Below are 15,081 nucleotides of genomic sequence, written 5' to 3'. Positions count from 1 at the left end.
GGGGCCGCCCTCGGGCTTCACGCGGTCAGCGTCGCTTGGCCATCTCGTTGATGAAGCGATCGAACAGCGGCGCCACATCGTTCGGGCCCGGGCTCGCTTCAGGGTGGCCCTGGAAGCTGAACGCGCTCTTGTCGGTACGCTCGATACCTTGCAGCGTGCCGTCGAACAGCGACTTGTGAATCGCACGCACGTTGGCCGGCAGGGTCGCCTCGTCCACCGCAAAACCGTGGTTCTGGCTGGTGATCATCACCACGCCGGTATCCAGGTCCTGCACCGGGTGGTTGGCACCGTGGTGGCCGTGGCCCATTTTCAAGGTCTTGGCGCCCGAAGCCAGAGCCAGCAACTGGTGACCGAGGCAGATACCGAACACCGGGATCTCGGTTTCCAGCACCTCCTTGATCGCCTGGATCGCGTAGTCGCACGGCTCCGGGTCACCCGGGCCGTTGGACAGGAACACGCCGTCGGGCTTGAGGGCCAGGACATCGGCGGCCGGGGTCTGGGCCGGTACCACGGTGACGCGGCAGCCACGCTCGACCAGCATGCGCAGGATGTTCAGCTTGACGCCGTAATCGTACGCCACCACGTGGTAGGGCAGCTCGGAAGCCTCGATCGTCGCGTGACTGTCGGTCTTCAGGTCCCAGACCGTGGAGCGCCATTCGTACTGCTTCTTGGTGCTGACAACTTTCGCCAGGTCCATGCCCTTGAGGCCCGGGAAGCCCTGGGCAGCGGCAATGGCGGCTTCTTCGGAAATGTTGTCGCCAGCCATGATGCAGCCGTTCTGCGCGCCTTTTTCCCGAAGGATGCGGGTCAGGCGGCGCGTGTCGATACCGGCGATCGCCACGACGTTGTTGGCTTTCAGGTAATCGGACAGGGACATCGTGTTACGCCAGTTGCTCGCTACCAGCGGCAAGTCACGGATGACCAGGCCGGCGGACCAGACACGATCGGACTCGGCGTCTTCCGGCGTGGTGCCGGTGTTGCCGATGTGCGGGTAAGTCAGGGTAACGATTTGCTGGGCGTAGGAAGGATCGGTAAGAATTTCCTGATAGCCGGTCATTGCGGTGTTAAACACCACCTCACCAACGGTCTGACCGTTGGCTCCAATGGCTTCGCCGCGAAAAATGCTGCCATCAGCAAGGGCGAGTATGGCTGGCTTAGTCAAGAAGACCTCCCGTAAATAAAGCCTGAAAGGGCGATCGCAGGTTGTAAAAAAGCGGAGTGACGTATGGACACGTCACCCCGCTTGTTCACTGAATTATTCTGCGCGCTTTTAGTGGACACACTAAAGCTGTAGCTTACAGAAAAAGGCTTTTTTGGTCCACCGCTAATGAGCCTTAAAGGCAGGGGAATGCGACAGGTCGTCGCGAAGCGGTGTAAAACGGGGCGCAGTATAACCTGAACCCCGTCCTCAATGGCATCAACGCAGGTCGAGAACGTCCTGCATGTCGTACAAACCAGGCTCGCGGCCATCCAGCCACAGCGCGGCACGTACTGCGCCCTTGGCGAAGGTCATCCGGCTGGAAGCCTTGTGGGTGATCTCCAGGCGCTCGCCTTCAGTGGCGAACAACACCGTGTGATCACCTACCACATCACCACCGCGCACAGTGGCGAAACCGATGGTGTCGCGCTCACGGGCACCGGTATGCCCTTCACGCCCATACACGGCGACTTTCTGCAGATCACGCCCCAGCGCATCGGCAATCACTTCACCCATGCGCAAGGCCGTTCCTGAAGGTGCGTCGATCTTGTGCCGGTGATGCGCTTCGATGATTTCGATATCGGCATCGTCACCCAAGACCCGGGCCGCCATGTCCAGCAGCTTCAGCGACAGGTTCACCCCCACACTGAAGTTCGCCGCGAACACGATTGCAATGTCGTTGCCCGCCTCGGCCAGCAGTTGCTTCTGCGCAGCATCCAGTCCCGTGGTGCCAATCACCATGGCCTTGCCATGCTTGCGACAGATCGCGAGGTTTTTCAGCATCACGTCCGGCAGGGTGAAGTCGATCAGTACATCGAACTCGTCAAGCACCTTCTCCAGGCCACCAGACATCGGCACACCGATACGCCCCAGCGAAGCCAGCTCGCCAGCATCGGCGCCCACCAACGTACTGTCGGGCCGAACGATGGCCGCCGTCAGGCCGGAGAGCGGCGAGCGCTGCTGCACCGCCTCGACCAGCGCCTTACCCATGCGCCCCGCAGCGCCCATCACAGCTATACGTCGCATGCGAACTCCTTACAGGTCGCCGAAGAAGCGCTTCACGCCTTCGAACCAACCGGTGGTTTTCGGGGAGTGACTGTTGTCATCCGCCAGCGAGCTGCGGAACTCTTCCAACAACTCACGTTGACGCCGACTCAGGTTGACCGGTGTCTCCACCGCCACACGGCACATCAGGTCACCCGCACCACCGCCACGCACTGGCGCGACGCCTTTGCCACGAATCCGGAACTGCTTGCCGGTCTGCGTGCCCTCGGGGATTTTCAGCTTCACGCGACCGTCGAGGGTCGGGATCTCGAGCTCGCCACCCAAGGCCGCATCGACGAAGCTGATCGGCACTTCGCAGAACAGGTGCTTGCCGTCGCGCTGGAAAATCGCATGCTCGCGCACGTTGATGACCACATACAGGTCGCCAGTCGGGCCACCCTGGGCACCCGCCTCGCCTTCGCCGGACAGGCGAATGCGGTCACCGGTGTCGACACCGGCCGGCACTTTGACCGACAGCGTCTTGTACTCTTCGACACGCCCTTCGCCATGGCAGGAGTCGCACGGGTCGGAAATGATCTTGCCTTGGCCATGGCAACGCGGGCAGGTCTGCTGGACCGAGAAGAAGCCCTGCTGCATGCGAACCTGGCCGATGCCACCGCAAGTCGGGCAGGTCACGGGCGAGGAGCCCTTCTTTGCACCCGAGCCATCGCACGGCTTGCAATTGACCAATGTCGGCACACGGATATTGACGGTGGTACCGCGCACCGCTTCTTCCAGGTTCAGCTCCAACGTGTAGCGCAAGTCACTGCCACGCTGGGCGCCACCACGGGCACCGCCGCGACCGCCGCCGAAGAAATCACTGAACACGTCGCCGAAAATATCGGAGAAGTTCTGGCCGCCGAAACCGGCACCGCCGCCGCCCATGCTCGGGTCGACACCGGCATGCCCGTACTGGTCGTAGGCCGCGCGCTTGCTGGAATCGGACAGAACCTCGTAAGCCTCGTTGGCTTCCTTGAACATCTCTTCCGACGCTTTGTCGCCGGGATTACGGTCCGGGTGGTGCTTCATCGCCAGGCGACGATAAGCCTTTTTCAGCTCTGCCTCGCTGGCCCCCCGCTCGACACCCAATACTTCGTAAAAATCACGCTTCGCCATTAGTCTTTGCACTCTTATAGGACGTCCGGCAAACCTCTCCTGAACCTTGCCAAACTCGTTGAGCCCCAATACAGGCCCGGACCCAACTCACGTCAATTCAACGATCCTGGTCTTTAAATATTTCAGCCAGGGCCCCGGCCAAAACGCAGTGCCCATCGCCGGAAAGCAGGAGCATTCCCGAACGCACCGCCAACATCCGAACACTGTCGCATGCTGTAAAAATTCCCTAGCTCCAGACACGCCAACGCGGGAGCAAGCCCCCGCGCGGCGACATCCTACCAGCCACCGCACAAGTGCAGTCAACCGGCCGACCAACAAGCGATTACTTGTGGTCTTTCACTTCTTCGAACTCAGCGTCGACAACGTCGTCAGCTTTCTCGGCCGACTCGCCCTGGGCAGCCGCGCCTTCGGCAGGCTGAGCCTGTTCGGCGTACATCTTCTGAGCCACGGGAGCCGAGACCTTGGACAACTCTTCGATCTTCGCCTCGATGGCTGCCTTGTCGTCACCTTTCACAGCGGCTTCCAGGGCAACCACGGCCGCTTCAATGGCGGTTTTCTCTTCCGCAGTCACTTTTTCGCCAGCATCGGCGATCATCTTGCGGGTCGAGTGCACCAAGGCATCGCCCTGGTTGCGGGCGCTGGCCAGCTCTTCGAACTTGCGGTCTTCCTCGGCGTTGACTTCAGCATCGCGTACCATCTGCTGAATCTCTTCCTCGGACAGGCCGGAGTTGGCCTTGATCACGATCGACTGGGTCTTGCCGGTGGCCTTGTCTTTCGCGCCGACGTGCAGGATGCCGTTGGCGTCGATGTCGAAGGTCACTTCGATTTGTGGCACACCACGTGGCGCTGGTGGAATCTCGGCCAGGTCGAACTTGCCCAGGGATTTGTTCTGGGCAGCCTGCTTGCGCTCACCCTGCAGCACGTGGATGGTCACGGCGCCCTGGTTGTCGTCGGCCGTCGAGAACACCTGGGATTTCTTGGTAGGAATCGTGGTGTTTTTCTCGATCAGCGCGGTCATCACGCCGCCCATGGTTTCGATACCCAGGGTCAGCGGGCTGACGTCGAGCAGCAGAACGTCCTTCACGTCACCGGCCAGAACAGCGCCCTGGATGGCAGCACCCATGGCAACAGCTTCGTCCGGGTTCACGTCCTTGCGGGCTTCTTTGCCGAAGAAGTCGGTGACCAGTTTCTGCACCAGCGGCATACGAGTCTGGCCGCCCACCAGGATCACGTCGTTGATCGAGCCAACGTCGATACCGGCGTCTTTCATGGCAATGCGGCAAGGTTCGATGGTGCGCTGAACCAGGTCTTCCACCAGCGCTTCGAGCTTGGCGCGGGAGATTTTTACGTTCAGGTGCTTAGGACCTGTGGCGTCTGCAGTGATGTACGGCAGGTTCACGTCGGTCGACTGGCTCGAGGACAGTTCGATCTTGGCTTTTTCAGCGGCTTCTTTCAGGCGCTGCATGGCCAGCGGGTCACCCTTGAGGTTCATGCCGCTTTCTTTCTTGAACTCGTCGACAAGGTAGTCGATCAGGCGGATGTCGAAGTCTTCACCACCGAGGAACGTGTCACCATTGGTTGCCAGTACTTCGAACTGGTGCTCGCCGTCGACTTCAGCGATCTCGATCACGGAGACGTCGAAGGTACCGCCACCCAGGTCGTAGACGATCACGGTGTGGTCGCCCTTGGCCTTGTCCATACCGTAGGCCAGAGCGGCCGCGGTCGGTTCGTTGATGATACGTTTTACGTCCAGGCCCGCGATGCGGCCGGCGTCTTTGGTCGCCTGGCGCTGGCTGTCGTTGAAATAGGCAGGAACTGTGATGACCGCCTCGGTCACCGCTTCGCCGAGGTAGTCTTCGGCGGTTTTCTTCATTTTCTTGAGGATTTCAGCCGAGATCTGTGGCGGTGCCATTTTCTGGCCGTTCACTTCAACCCAGGCGTCGCCGTTGTCAGCCTTGGCGATTTTGTAAGGCACCATCTTGATGTCTTTCTGAACGACTTCTTCGTCGAACTTGCGACCGATCAGACGCTTCACCGCGTACAGGGTGTTATGCGGATTGGTCACTGCCTGACGCTTGGCCGACTGGCCAACCAGAATTTCGCCATCATTGGCGTACGCGATGATCGACGGCGTGGTACGCGCGCCTTCAGCGTTTTCAATAACCTTGGCTTTGCCGTTTTCCAGCACGGAGACGCACGAGTTGGTGGTCCCCAGGTCGATGCCGATAATCTTGCCCATGTTAACTCTCCCGGAACTTGGATTTTGTTGCCGCAGCAGTGGTGGCTAACTGCGGTAGCACTTAAACGCTTGACTTATAGATGGGGCCGCTGCGCCCGATTTCAAGCCTGCTCATCAATAGAAGGCGAAACCGGTGCCGGCGCCTTGCTGACCACGACCATGGCCGGGCGCAGCAGACGGCCATTAAGCAGATAGCCCTTCTGGAAAACCTTCAAAACACTGTTTGGCTCGACGTCGGCACTTTCCTGCATCGCCATGGCCTGGTGATGCTCGGCGTTGAAGGGCTCGCCATGGGGATCAAGGGCTTCGAGCTGATAACGCTTGAGGGTGTCCTGGAACATTTTCAGGGTCAGCTCGATGCCTTCACGCATCGGACGGATGTTCTCGTCGTCCGGGTTGGACAGCTCCAGGCCGCGCTCCAGGCTGTCGATGATCGGCAGCAGGTCGCCGGCAAAACGCTCCAGGGCGAATTTATGAGCCTTTTCTACATCCTGCTCGGCGCGACGGCGGACATTCTGCAGGTCGGCGGCTACACGCAACGCCTGATCCTGCGCACCGGCCAGTTGCTCCTCGAGCACTTGTACACGTGCCGTCAGGTCCTCACCGGAATCCTGGGAGGCCTGATTGGCGTCTAGATTTTGCGTGTCCTGCGTCTGTTCGTCAGCCATAGAGATTTCTCCTTTCAACTTCGTCCGCGAGCTCGACTCGCGCTTCTGCCCCGGTATATGGGGCCGGGTTTTCCAGCTTCAAGGGCCACCCGACGAATTAACCTTACAAAAAGCAGCTGCATAATCATTCCTCGCAGCGCTAAGAAAATCACTTTCCCAAGCAAATCGAGCTAAGCGCAGGCATTGTCAGGCCGAAACAAAACACTGTATAAATAACCAGACCTAAAGCCTGGGAGCGGCCTTATGCTGGTGCACCTGTCCGTACACAACTACGCCATCGTCGAACATCTCGACCTCGAACTCGATCGAGGCATGAGCGTGATCACCGGTGAAACCGGCGCGGGCAAGTCGATCATGCTCGACGCCCTGGGCCTGACGCTGGGCGACCGCGCCGACAGCGGCGTGGTGCGCCCCGGAGCGGACAAGGCCGACATCCTGGCGACGTTCGACCTGGTCGACATCCCCGAGGCCAGCGCCTGGCTGGCCGAACGCGACCTGGACACCGACGGCCTGTGCATTTTGCGCCGAGTCATCACCGCCGAAGGCCGCTCCCGAGGCTACATCAACGGCACGCCCTGCCCCCTGGGCGATCTCAAGGCCCTCGGCGAACTGCTGATCGACATCCACAGCCAGCATGAACACCAATCCCTGCTCAAGACCGATACCCATCGTCGCCTGCTGGATGAATACGCCGGCGCCACCGACCTGGCCCGACAAGTCCAACTGGCCGCCCAACGCTGGCGCCAGACCCGGCAGGAGCTCGATCGCCTTTCCAACTCCGGCGACGAACAACGTGCCCGTCACCAGCTATTGAGCTACCAGCTCGAAGAACTGGAAAACCTGTCCCTGGGTGAAAACGAACTGGAAGAACTGGAGCAGGAACACAAGAACCTGACCAACGCCGAAACCCTGCTGGGCATCTGCCGCCAGGTGGTCGAACAATGCAGCGAGAGCGATTCGGGCAATGTGCTCAACGCCCTGACAGCGAGCCTGAACCGACTCTCCAGCGTGAACAATTCGGTGGGCGCCCTGAACGAAGCGACCAACCTGCTGACGAGCGCGCAGATCCAGGTCGAGGAAGCCGTTGGGGAACTGAACCGCTTCCTCGATCATTTTGATGCCGACCCGGCGCGCCTGCAGTACTTGGAAGAGCGCCTGGACACCATCTATACGCTGGCGCGCAAGCACCGCATCCAGCCGACCGACGTTGCCGAACTCCAGCAGCGCCTGCTGGAAGAACTGGAAACCCTGAACGCCAACGATGAATCCATCGAGCGTCTGGGGGACGAACTGGCTTCTTATGCCCGTCATTACCAGGAAAAGGCCAAGGAGCTCAGTGAACTGCGGCGCCAGGCTGCGACAGGACTGGCCAGTGCCGTGGAGCAGGAAATCCAGCGCCTGGGCATGCCGGGCGGACGCTTCACCATCGAATTGCGCCCCAATGCCGGTGACGAGCTCCAACCCAATGGACTGGAACAGGTGGAACTGCTGGTCAGCGCCAACCCCGGGCAACCGCTCAAGGGCCTGGCCAAGGTCGCCTCCGGCGGTGAGTTGTCGCGAATCAGCCTGGCCATCCAGGTCATCACCGCGCAGACCTCCCGTGTGCCGACACTGGTATTCGACGAAGTGGACGTGGGCATCGGTGGCCCAACCGCGGAAATTGTCGGCCAACTGCTGCGCCGACTGGGGGAACGCGGCCAGGTGCTGACCGTCACTCACCTGCCCCAGGTCGCCGCCCAGGGCCACCAGCATTTATTCGTGCACAAAGTGCGTGGCGAGGACGCTACTCGCACCGCCGTGTCCAAACTCAACAAAAACGAGCGGGTGGAAGAAGTGGCGCGAATGCTCGGGGGTATCGACCTCACCAAGGAATCCCTGGCCCACGCGAAAAAAATGGTTGTTACCGCGAAAATCTGAGAGCGACAGAAAGCACGAAGGCGACCCTGAGGTCGCCTTCGTTCGTTTCGCGAACCTCAAGTCCGCGCGACATGCTTACTTTTTCTTGCGTACGTACAGTACAAGATTGTGATCAACCATCTCGAAACCATACTTGTCGACAATTGCTTTCTGCAGCCGCTCGATTTCTTCGTCGAAGAATTCGATGACCTCACTGGTCTCGACGTTGACCATATGGTCGTGATGCTTTCCATCGTCCAGCTCGAAGACCGCATGGCCTCCGTCGAAGTTGTGTCGCACCACAAGGCCAGCTGCCTCGAACTGGGTCAGAACACGGTAAACCGTGGCCAGACCGACGTCCTCGCCAGCCTCCATAAGCGCCTTGTAGACATCCTCGGCACTCATGTGGCGTTGCTCTGCGGAATCGAGCATTTGTAGAATCTTGACCCGTGGCAGGGTCACTTTGAGGCCGGCTTTGCGTAGTTCGCTATTTTCAACCATGGTCAGCTTTCTCGCGATGCTGCTTCGCAGCTTCTCTTAATGCGGGTATGATCGGCGTTTACGTTGTCCCAGCCAAGATAGTGGAAGTCGCCCACCGATGCAAAACACCAAGCTCTTGCTAACCAGTTTCACCTTTGTGGGACTGCTCGCACTCGCCGGTTGTTCATTCCCCGGGGTTTACAAAATCGACATCCAGCAGGGCAATGTCGTCACGCAGGACATGATAGACCAGTTACGCCCGGGAATGACCCGCCGGCAAGTACGGTTTATCATGGGTAACCCTCTGCTGACCGACACGTTCCATGCCGATCGCTGGGATTATCTGTACAGCTTGCAGCCAGGCGGCGGTGAGCGCCAACAGGAACGCATCAGCGTTATCTTCAGCCCTGATGACCAGCTCGTCAGCCTGTCTGGCGATTTCATGCCTGGCGTGAGCCGCGACGAGGCCATCATGGGTAAGGAGAGCGGCACCACCGTGACCGATCCGACCCAGAATGCCGAACAGCCGAAACCGGAAAAACCGGCCAAGCCAGGTTCCCTACTGGACCAGATCCAGAAGGACGTGGACAACGTCGAGACCGTACCGGTCCCGACGCCAGAGCCGCTGGATACCTCGCCGCAATAAATTGCGACATGAAAAAACCCGGCATGCCGGGTTTTTTATTGCCTGCGATTCAGGCCAGGTCATTGCTCCGATTGTCGCGCCAGGGCTGCCTTGGCCGCGCGCAGGCGACGAATTTCCTTCGGATCAGCCAACAAAGGTCGATAAATCTCCAATCGATCCGCCGCTTGCACCACCTGATTAGCCGGATCGGCAACCACCTTGCCAAAAATCCCCACCGGGCACGTCGCCAGGTCCAGCTCCGGGAATGCATCGGCAATCCCCGAGCCCAGCAGTGCCGCGCGAACACTGGTACCTTCCTGCACCACACACGTGCGCAAGACCTGGCGGTCCACCGCGGCATACACCACTTCTATCTCAATCAACGCTTGAGCTCTGCATTCTGCTTGGCCCGCTGGCAGAACGCGTCAACCAGCGTATTGGCGGCCTGATTGAACAGCGGCCCCAACGTCGCTCGCACCAGCGGACCGGCGTAGTCGAACGACAGGTCCAGGCTGATCTTGCAGGCCTTTTCACCTAACGGCTTGAACACCCAGACGCCGTGGAGCTGATTGAAAGGCCCCTCTTCGAGGTTCATTTCGATAGACTGCCCCGGCACCAGCGTATTACGCGTGACGAAACGCTGGCTCAAGCCACTCTTGGCTATGTTGAGGCTGGCGCGCATCTGGGTTTCGGAGCTTTCCAGCACCTCGGCGGATGAACACCACGGCAAGAACTCCGGGTAGCTCGCCACATCGTTGACCAGGTCATACAGCGCCTGCGCCGGGTAAGGCAGCAAGGCCGAGCGTTGAATATGTGTCGTCATGTAAGCGTCACTTCCACAGCTGGGCGGCAAACACTACGAGAATGCCGATGGGCGCCACATAGCGCATCAAGAACAGGCTCAAGGCAAACAACACCGGGCTGCGCAGCGACAGTTCATCACGCACCGCTTCACGCCCCATGACCCATCCTGCAAACACCACGAAACACAAACCACCCAATGGCAGCATGATCCGTGATGTGAAGAAATCAATCACGCCGAAGAAATCCAGCCCTCCGGTCGCCCCCCACTGATAGAGATGGAACAGCCCACCTTCGTTCACGAAAAACTTCGCTTGCTTCCATATATTGAAGGAAAACACCGTACCCAGGCCGACAAACCAGCAAGTGAAAGCCAGCCAGAAAGTCACCCAGGCGCGGCTGATGCGGGTCCGCTCGACCAGGTAAGCCACCATGGGTTCCAACAGGGAAATGGCCGAACTCCAGGCCGCGATGGCCACCAGCACAAAAAACACCACGCCCATCACTTGGCCGAAAGCCATGCTGCCGAAGGCGAAGGGCAGGCTGACAAACATCAACCCCGGCCCCTCGCTGGGGTTCAGGCCAGCGGCGAACACAATTGGAAACAATGCCACCCCCGCCAGCAACGACACGAAAGTGTCCAGCAGCGCGACGCCAAAGACGGTTCGGGTCAGGGAGGCGTTCTTGGGCATGTAGGCGCCGTAGATCATGATCGAACCGACCCCGACGCTCAGGGAGAAGAACGCATGCCCCATGGCCGGCAGCAGGCCGTCCAGGACTTTCTCCGGCTGGAAATCGAACATGAAATGCACGCCCTCCATGAAATGCCCGGTGGTCATGCTGTAGCCCAGCAGCACCAGGATCATCACGAACAGCAACGGCATCATGATCCGCAGACTGCGCTCTAGTCCGGCCACCACGCCCCGGGCAATCACCACCGCCGAGAGGACCATGAAGATCGTGTGCCAGAGGGTCAGCCTCCAGGGATCGGCGATCACATTGCCGAAGTAGGCGCCCACCTGGTCCGGCGTGGCCCCTTGGAAATCCCCGCGCCCCATGTCGATGATGTAGTCCAGGGACCAGCCACCGACCACGCTATAGAAAGACAGGATCAACAGCGCCGTGATCATCCCGGCGAAGGCGCCCCACGACCACTTGGTCGAATGGCCAGCCTCTACCGCCAGTACCTTCAGGGCATTGGCCGGGCTTTGCCGGGCCCGACGCCCGATCAGGGTCTCGGCCAACATCACCGGTGCGCCGATCAGCGCGATGCACGCCAGGAACATCAATACGAAGGCGCCGCCACCGTAGACGCCGACCATGTACGGAAACTTCCAGATACTACCCAGCCCCACGGCAGAACCGGTCGCCGCGAGTATGAAGACCCAGCGGCTAGCCCAACTGCCGTGGACAGAAACCTTGTCTGTCGACATCGTGATCACGCCCAAGCGTTCAAAAAAGAGGCCGCATTGTCCGGGATTCACTCAACGTGCTCAAGCACGCAGGTTCACCGTAGCCGACACGCCCGCAACTGCCTATAATGCCGCCCCTATGGCTAAACAGAAGAAACACCCCACAGGGACCATCGCGCAAAATAAAAAGGCGCGACACGATTACTTCATCGAACAGCGTTTCGAGGCTGGCATGGTCCTGGCCGGCTGGGAAGTAAAGAGCTTGCGTGCCGGCAAGGCGCAACTGGTCGACAGCTACGTGCTGCTCAAGGACGGCGAGGCCTGGCTGCTGGGCAGTCATATCACGCCGCTGACCACCGCCAGCACCCACGTGATTGCCGACCCGGTGCGCTCGCGCAAGCTGCTGCTCAACAAGCGCGAGCTGGAAAAGCTCTTCGCCTCCGTGCAGCAGAAGGGCTACACCTGCGTCTGCACGTCGTTGTACTGGAGCAAGCACCTGATCAAGTGCGAAATTGCCCTGGGCAAGGGCAAGAAGGAGTACGACAAGCGCGATACCGAGCGCGAACGCGACGCCGGCCGCGAGCTGCAGCGTGCCGTGCGCAACAAGGGCAAGGAAGACTGATTCTTTCGTCCTTGGGACCGCTATCGCGAGCAAGCTCGCTCCCACAGGATCACGGCGATACGCAAACCCTGCGTTCACCGAAGATCCAATTGTGGGAGCGAGCTTGCTCGCGATGGCGTCGACTCATTCAGCATTGATGGATCAGACTGACCGCTTTCGCGAGCAAGCTCGCTCCCACAAGCTTCGCAAACACGCTCACATCCCCTTGCGCCGCTCCGCCCGCGCCACCCGCTGCACCTCCTGACGCACCTCTTCCAGGACTTCCTGCACGTACAAGATATGTCGGCTGGACACTTCCCGCGCCTGTTCGGCGTGCCCGTCCATAATGGCTTGGTACAATTCCCGGTGCTGGCTGATCAGCATGTCGCGGGTTTCACTGCGCTGTTTGTACATGCCGCCGATGTTGGTGACGACGTTGCGCTTGAGCAGGTCGAACAAGCCGCGAATGGTGTGCAGCAAGACTGCGTTATGACTGGCCTCGGCGATCGCCAGATGGAACCGGGCATCTGCCGCACCCTCCTCCGCCCGGCTGACCTCGTCGTGGCGCGAGTAACAATCCTGCAGCTCGTCGAAGGCTGCCGTCAGCCGCTCGCGATCCACATCCGTGGCCCGTTGTGCCGCGTAGTACGCACAGGAAGCCTCCAGGGTGTGGCGGAACTCCAGCAAGTCACGTTGCGCTTCGGGATTGCTTTCCAGCAGTTGCAGCAGCGGATCGCTGAAGGTCGAGCCCAGTGACTCGACCACATAGTTACCACCGCCCTGGCGACTGACGAGCAAGCCCTTGGCGGCCAATTTCTGGATCGCCTCGCGCAACGAAGGACGTGACACGCCGAACTGTTCGGCCAGGGTCCGTTCGGCCGGCAGGCGCTCGCCGGACTTCAGCGTGCCCTCGAGGATCATGCCTTCAAGCCGCTCGACAATATCGTCAGACAAACGGCGCTGACGAATCTGATCAAACCCCATAACTCAACTCTCCACGATCCCGACGGCTCGCCGGGCTCTCTATTCTGGCCCATCCGGGCCGCGCCCACACCCACCAAAAACCATTTGTTCGAACGGATCAGATGCCCTCTGCACCGCTTATTCGACGAAAGTTTCAGGGCGGCAAATTGACACACGACAACCAAGGCTTTTACCCTAGCCAACAGCGCTTGTAAATTGGTATTACCAATTAACCAAACCCGCTGACCAGTGCCTGACCAACAACAATTAGGGGCCCACCCATGATGCAAACCTGGCAACAGCTCTATAGCCCGCTCGGCAGCCTCGGCTTGTCCGCACTCGCGGCTGTTATTCCCATCGTATTTTTCTTCCTGGCCTTGGCGGTATTTCGCCTTAAGGGCCATGTGGCCGGCAGCATCACCTTGGCCCTGGCGATTGCCGTGGCGATTTTCGCGTTCAACATGCCCGCAGACATGGCCTTCGCCGCCGCCGGCTATGGCTTTGCCTACGGCCTGTGGCCCATCGCCTGGATCATCGTCGCCGCGGTGTTTCTCTACAAACTGACCGTCAAGAGCGGCCAGTTCGAGGTGATTCGCAGCTCGGTGCTGTCGATTACCGATGACCAACGCCTGCAAGTGCTGTTGATCGGTTTCTGCTTCGGCGCATTCCTGGAAGGAGCCGCCGGCTTCGGTGCTCCGGTGGCGATCACCGCCGCGCTGCTGGTCGGCCTGGGCTTCAACCCCCTGTACGCCGCGGGCCTGTGCCTGATCGCCAACACCGCTCCGGTGGCGTTCGGCGCCCTGGGCATTCCGATCATCGTGGCCGGCCAGGTCACTGGGATCGATGCCTTCAAGATCGGCGCCATGACCGGTCGTCAACTGCCCCTGTTGTCGCTGTTCGTGCCGTTCTGGCTGGTGTTCATGATGGACGGCCTGCGCGGCGTGCGGGAAACCTGGCCAGCAGCGCTGGTGGCAGGTTTGAGCTTCGCCATCACCCAGTACTTCACCTCCAACTTCATCGGCCCGGAACTGCCGGACATCACCTCAGCCCTGGCCAGCCTGATTTCCCTGACATTGTTCCTGAAAGTCTGGCAGCCCAAGCGCACCGCTGGCGCCCAGATTGCCGGCGCGACTTCCAGCGCAGCGGTCATCGCCAGTGTCGGCGGTTTCGGCCAGCCGCGCAGCACCGTGGCTTCGCCCTATAGCCTGGGGGAAATCATCAAGGCCTGGTCACCGTTCCTGATCCTGACCGTGCTGGTGACGATCTGGACCCTCAAGCCGTTCAAGGCCATGTTCGCCGCGGGCGGCTCGATGTACGGCTGGGTGTTCAACTTCGCCATCCCGCACCTGGACCAGATGGTGATCAAGGTCGCCCCCATCGTGATCAACCCCACCGCCATCCCGGCTGTGTTCAAGCTTGATCCGATTTCCGCCACCGGCACGGCGATTTTCTTCTCCGCGTTGATCTCGATGCTGGTACTGAAAATCAACCTCAAGACTGGTCTTACCACTTTTAAAGAGACGCTTTTCGAGCTGCGCTGGCCGATCCTGTCCATCGGCATGGTGCTGGCCTTCGCCTTCGTCACCAACTACTCGGGCATGTCGTCGACCATGGCCCTGGTACTGGCCGGTACGGGCGCGGCGTTCCCGTTCTTCTCGCCGTTCCTGGGTTGGCTGGGCGTGTTCCTGACCGGTTCCGATACCTCATCCAACGCGCTGTTCAGCTCGCTGCAAGCCACCACCGCGCACCAGATCGGCGTCAACGACACCCTGCTCGTCGCGGCCAACACCAGCGGCGGCGTGACCGGCAAGATGATTTCGCCACAATCGATCGCGGTGGCCTGCGCCGCGACCGGGCTGGTGGGCAAGGAATCGGATCTGTTCCGTTTCACCCTCAAACACAGCCTATTCTTTGCAACGATTGTCGGCCTGATCACGTTGGCCCAGGCCTACTGGTTCACCGGCATGCTGGTTCATTGAGTCCTACACGCAATACTGGAAAAACCGACGCCGAACCGTGATTCGGCGTCTGCTATTCA

Annotated in this window: 14 protein-coding genes; 4 read left to right on the top strand and 10 right to left on the bottom strand. The window is 60.2% G+C overall.

The window, feature by feature from the left end; translation table 11 throughout:
- Positions 1-25: 25 nt before the first annotated feature.
- The 5 genes from carA to grpE all read right to left on the bottom strand — a co-directional run bounded on the left by carA (position 26) and on the right by grpE (position 6,265).
- The gene (gene carA, locus AB7M32_RS08465) at positions 26-1,162 is read right to left on the bottom strand and encodes a glutamine-hydrolyzing carbamoyl-phosphate synthase small subunit (RefSeq protein WP_454249646.1); all 1,137 of its coding nucleotides are present in this window, start codon (positions 1,160-1,162) and stop codon (positions 26-28) included.
- Positions 1,163-1,417: 255 nt separating this feature from the next.
- On the bottom strand, positions 1,418-2,224 hold the full coding sequence (gene dapB, locus AB7M32_RS08460) for a 4-hydroxy-tetrahydrodipicolinate reductase (protein WP_060739225.1): 807 nt from the start codon (positions 2,222-2,224) through the stop codon (positions 1,418-1,420).
- A gap of 9 nt (positions 2,225-2,233) precedes the next feature.
- Positions 2,234-3,358: a molecular chaperone DnaJ gene (gene dnaJ, locus AB7M32_RS08455; RefSeq protein ID WP_030139779.1), complete on the bottom strand. Its 1,125-nt coding sequence runs from the start codon at positions 3,356-3,358 to the stop codon at positions 2,234-2,236.
- A gap of 322 nt (positions 3,359-3,680) precedes the next feature.
- Complete coding sequence (gene dnaK / locus AB7M32_RS08450; protein ID WP_014336568.1) at positions 3,681-5,597, bottom strand: molecular chaperone DnaK; 1,917 nt, start codon at positions 5,595-5,597, stop codon at positions 3,681-3,683.
- 101 nt (positions 5,598-5,698) lie between these two features.
- Positions 5,699-6,265, bottom strand: coding sequence for a nucleotide exchange factor GrpE (gene grpE / locus AB7M32_RS08445; RefSeq protein WP_092258762.1), 567 nt, complete (start codon positions 6,263-6,265; stop codon positions 5,699-5,701).
- 243 nt (positions 6,266-6,508) lie between these two features.
- On the opposite strand from grpE, the gene recN reads away from it, so the two are divergent.
- The gene (gene recN, locus AB7M32_RS08440) at positions 6,509-8,182 is read left to right on the top strand and encodes a DNA repair protein RecN (protein ID WP_072411328.1); all 1,674 of its coding nucleotides are present in this window, start codon (positions 6,509-6,511) and stop codon (positions 8,180-8,182) included.
- Between the two features lie 75 nt (positions 8,183-8,257).
- Here the strand turns inward: recN and fur are convergent, their stop codons facing one another.
- On the bottom strand, positions 8,258-8,662 hold the full coding sequence (gene fur / locus AB7M32_RS08435; RefSeq protein WP_003197684.1) for a ferric iron uptake transcriptional regulator: 405 nt from the start codon (positions 8,660-8,662) through the stop codon (positions 8,258-8,260).
- A gap of 97 nt (positions 8,663-8,759) precedes the next feature.
- Here fur and AB7M32_RS08430 point away from each other — a divergent pair, with 97 nt between their 5' ends.
- Positions 8,760-9,287 (top strand): outer membrane protein assembly factor BamE, encoded by a 528-nt coding sequence (locus AB7M32_RS08430; RefSeq protein ID WP_072411330.1) that lies wholly within the window; start codon positions 8,760-8,762, stop codon positions 9,285-9,287.
- A gap of 59 nt (positions 9,288-9,346) precedes the next feature.
- Here the strand turns inward: AB7M32_RS08430 and AB7M32_RS08425 are convergent, their stop codons facing one another.
- The 3 genes from AB7M32_RS08425 to AB7M32_RS08415 are packed head-to-tail and all read right to left on the bottom strand — an operon-like array spanning position 9,347 to position 11,500.
- A complete protein-coding gene (locus tag AB7M32_RS08425) occupies positions 9,347-9,649 on the bottom strand; it encodes an RnfH family protein (protein WP_092173262.1) in 303 nt (100 codons plus the stop codon).
- Complete coding sequence (locus tag AB7M32_RS08420) at positions 9,646-10,089, bottom strand: type II toxin-antitoxin system RatA family toxin (protein ID WP_060739231.1); 444 nt, start codon at positions 10,087-10,089, stop codon at positions 9,646-9,648. Before AB7M32_RS08420 ends, AB7M32_RS08425 begins: the two co-directional genes overlap by 4 nt.
- A gap of 7 nt (positions 10,090-10,096) precedes the next feature.
- The gene (locus AB7M32_RS08415; protein ID WP_072411349.1) at positions 10,097-11,500 is read right to left on the bottom strand and encodes a sodium-dependent transporter; all 1,404 of its coding nucleotides are present in this window, start codon (positions 11,498-11,500) and stop codon (positions 10,097-10,099) included.
- A gap of 118 nt (positions 11,501-11,618) precedes the next feature.
- Here AB7M32_RS08415 and smpB point away from each other — a divergent pair, with 118 nt between their 5' ends.
- Positions 11,619-12,101, top strand: coding sequence for an SsrA-binding protein SmpB (smpB, locus tag AB7M32_RS08410; RefSeq protein WP_042730880.1), 483 nt, complete (start codon positions 11,619-11,621; stop codon positions 12,099-12,101).
- A 195-nt stretch (positions 12,102-12,296) separates the two neighbouring features.
- Here the strand turns inward: smpB and AB7M32_RS08405 are convergent, their stop codons facing one another.
- Positions 12,297-13,064, bottom strand: a complete 768-nt coding sequence (locus AB7M32_RS08405) for an FCD domain-containing protein (RefSeq protein WP_072411334.1) — start codon at positions 13,062-13,064, stop codon at positions 12,297-12,299.
- Between the two features lie 263 nt (positions 13,065-13,327).
- Between AB7M32_RS08405 and AB7M32_RS08400 the strand changes: the two genes are divergently transcribed.
- Entirely contained in the window at positions 13,328-15,022 is a 1,695-nt protein-coding gene (locus tag AB7M32_RS08400; RefSeq protein WP_158457381.1) for a lactate permease LctP family transporter, read from the top strand.
- Positions 15,023-15,081 lie beyond the last annotated feature (59 nt).

The organism is Pseudomonas sp. R151218B TE3479, from assembly GCF_053629195.1.
This window is presented reverse-complemented; position numbering and strand designations above follow the sequence as displayed.

Excerpts from the sequence above, each read along its gene's own strand:
- dapB (WP_060739225.1), bottom strand. The coding sequence starts at position 2,224 with ATGCGACGTATAGCTGTGATGGGCGCTGCGGGGCGCATGGGTAAGGCG.
- dnaJ (WP_030139779.1), bottom strand. The coding sequence starts at position 3,358 with ATGGCGAAGCGTGATTTTTACGAAGTATTGGGTGTCGAGCGGGGGGCC.
- dnaK (WP_014336568.1), bottom strand. The coding sequence starts at position 5,597 with ATGGGCAAGATTATCGGCATCGACCTGGGGACCACCAACTCGTGCGTC.
- grpE (WP_092258762.1), bottom strand. The coding sequence starts at position 6,265 with ATGGCTGACGAACAGACGCAGGACACGCAAAATCTAGACGCCAATCAG.
- recN (WP_072411328.1), top strand. The coding sequence starts at position 6,509 with ATGCTGGTGCACCTGTCCGTACACAACTACGCCATCGTCGAACATCTC.
- fur (WP_003197684.1), bottom strand. The coding sequence starts at position 8,662 with ATGGTTGAAAATAGCGAACTACGCAAAGCCGGCCTCAAAGTGACCCTG.
- AB7M32_RS08430 (WP_072411330.1), top strand. The coding sequence starts at position 8,760 with ATGCAAAACACCAAGCTCTTGCTAACCAGTTTCACCTTTGTGGGACTG.
- AB7M32_RS08420 (WP_060739231.1), bottom strand. The coding sequence starts at position 10,089 with ATGACGACACATATTCAACGCTCGGCCTTGCTGCCTTACCCGGCGCAG.
- AB7M32_RS08415 (WP_072411349.1), bottom strand. The coding sequence starts at position 11,500 with ATGTCGACAGACAAGGTTTCTGTCCACGGCAGTTGGGCTAGCCGCTGG.
- smpB (WP_042730880.1), top strand. The coding sequence starts at position 11,619 with ATGGCTAAACAGAAGAAACACCCCACAGGGACCATCGCGCAAAATAAA.
- AB7M32_RS08405 (WP_072411334.1), bottom strand. The coding sequence starts at position 13,064 with ATGGGGTTTGATCAGATTCGTCAGCGCCGTTTGTCTGACGATATTGTC.
- AB7M32_RS08400 (WP_158457381.1), top strand. The coding sequence starts at position 13,328 with ATGCAAACCTGGCAACAGCTCTATAGCCCGCTCGGCAGCCTCGGCTTG.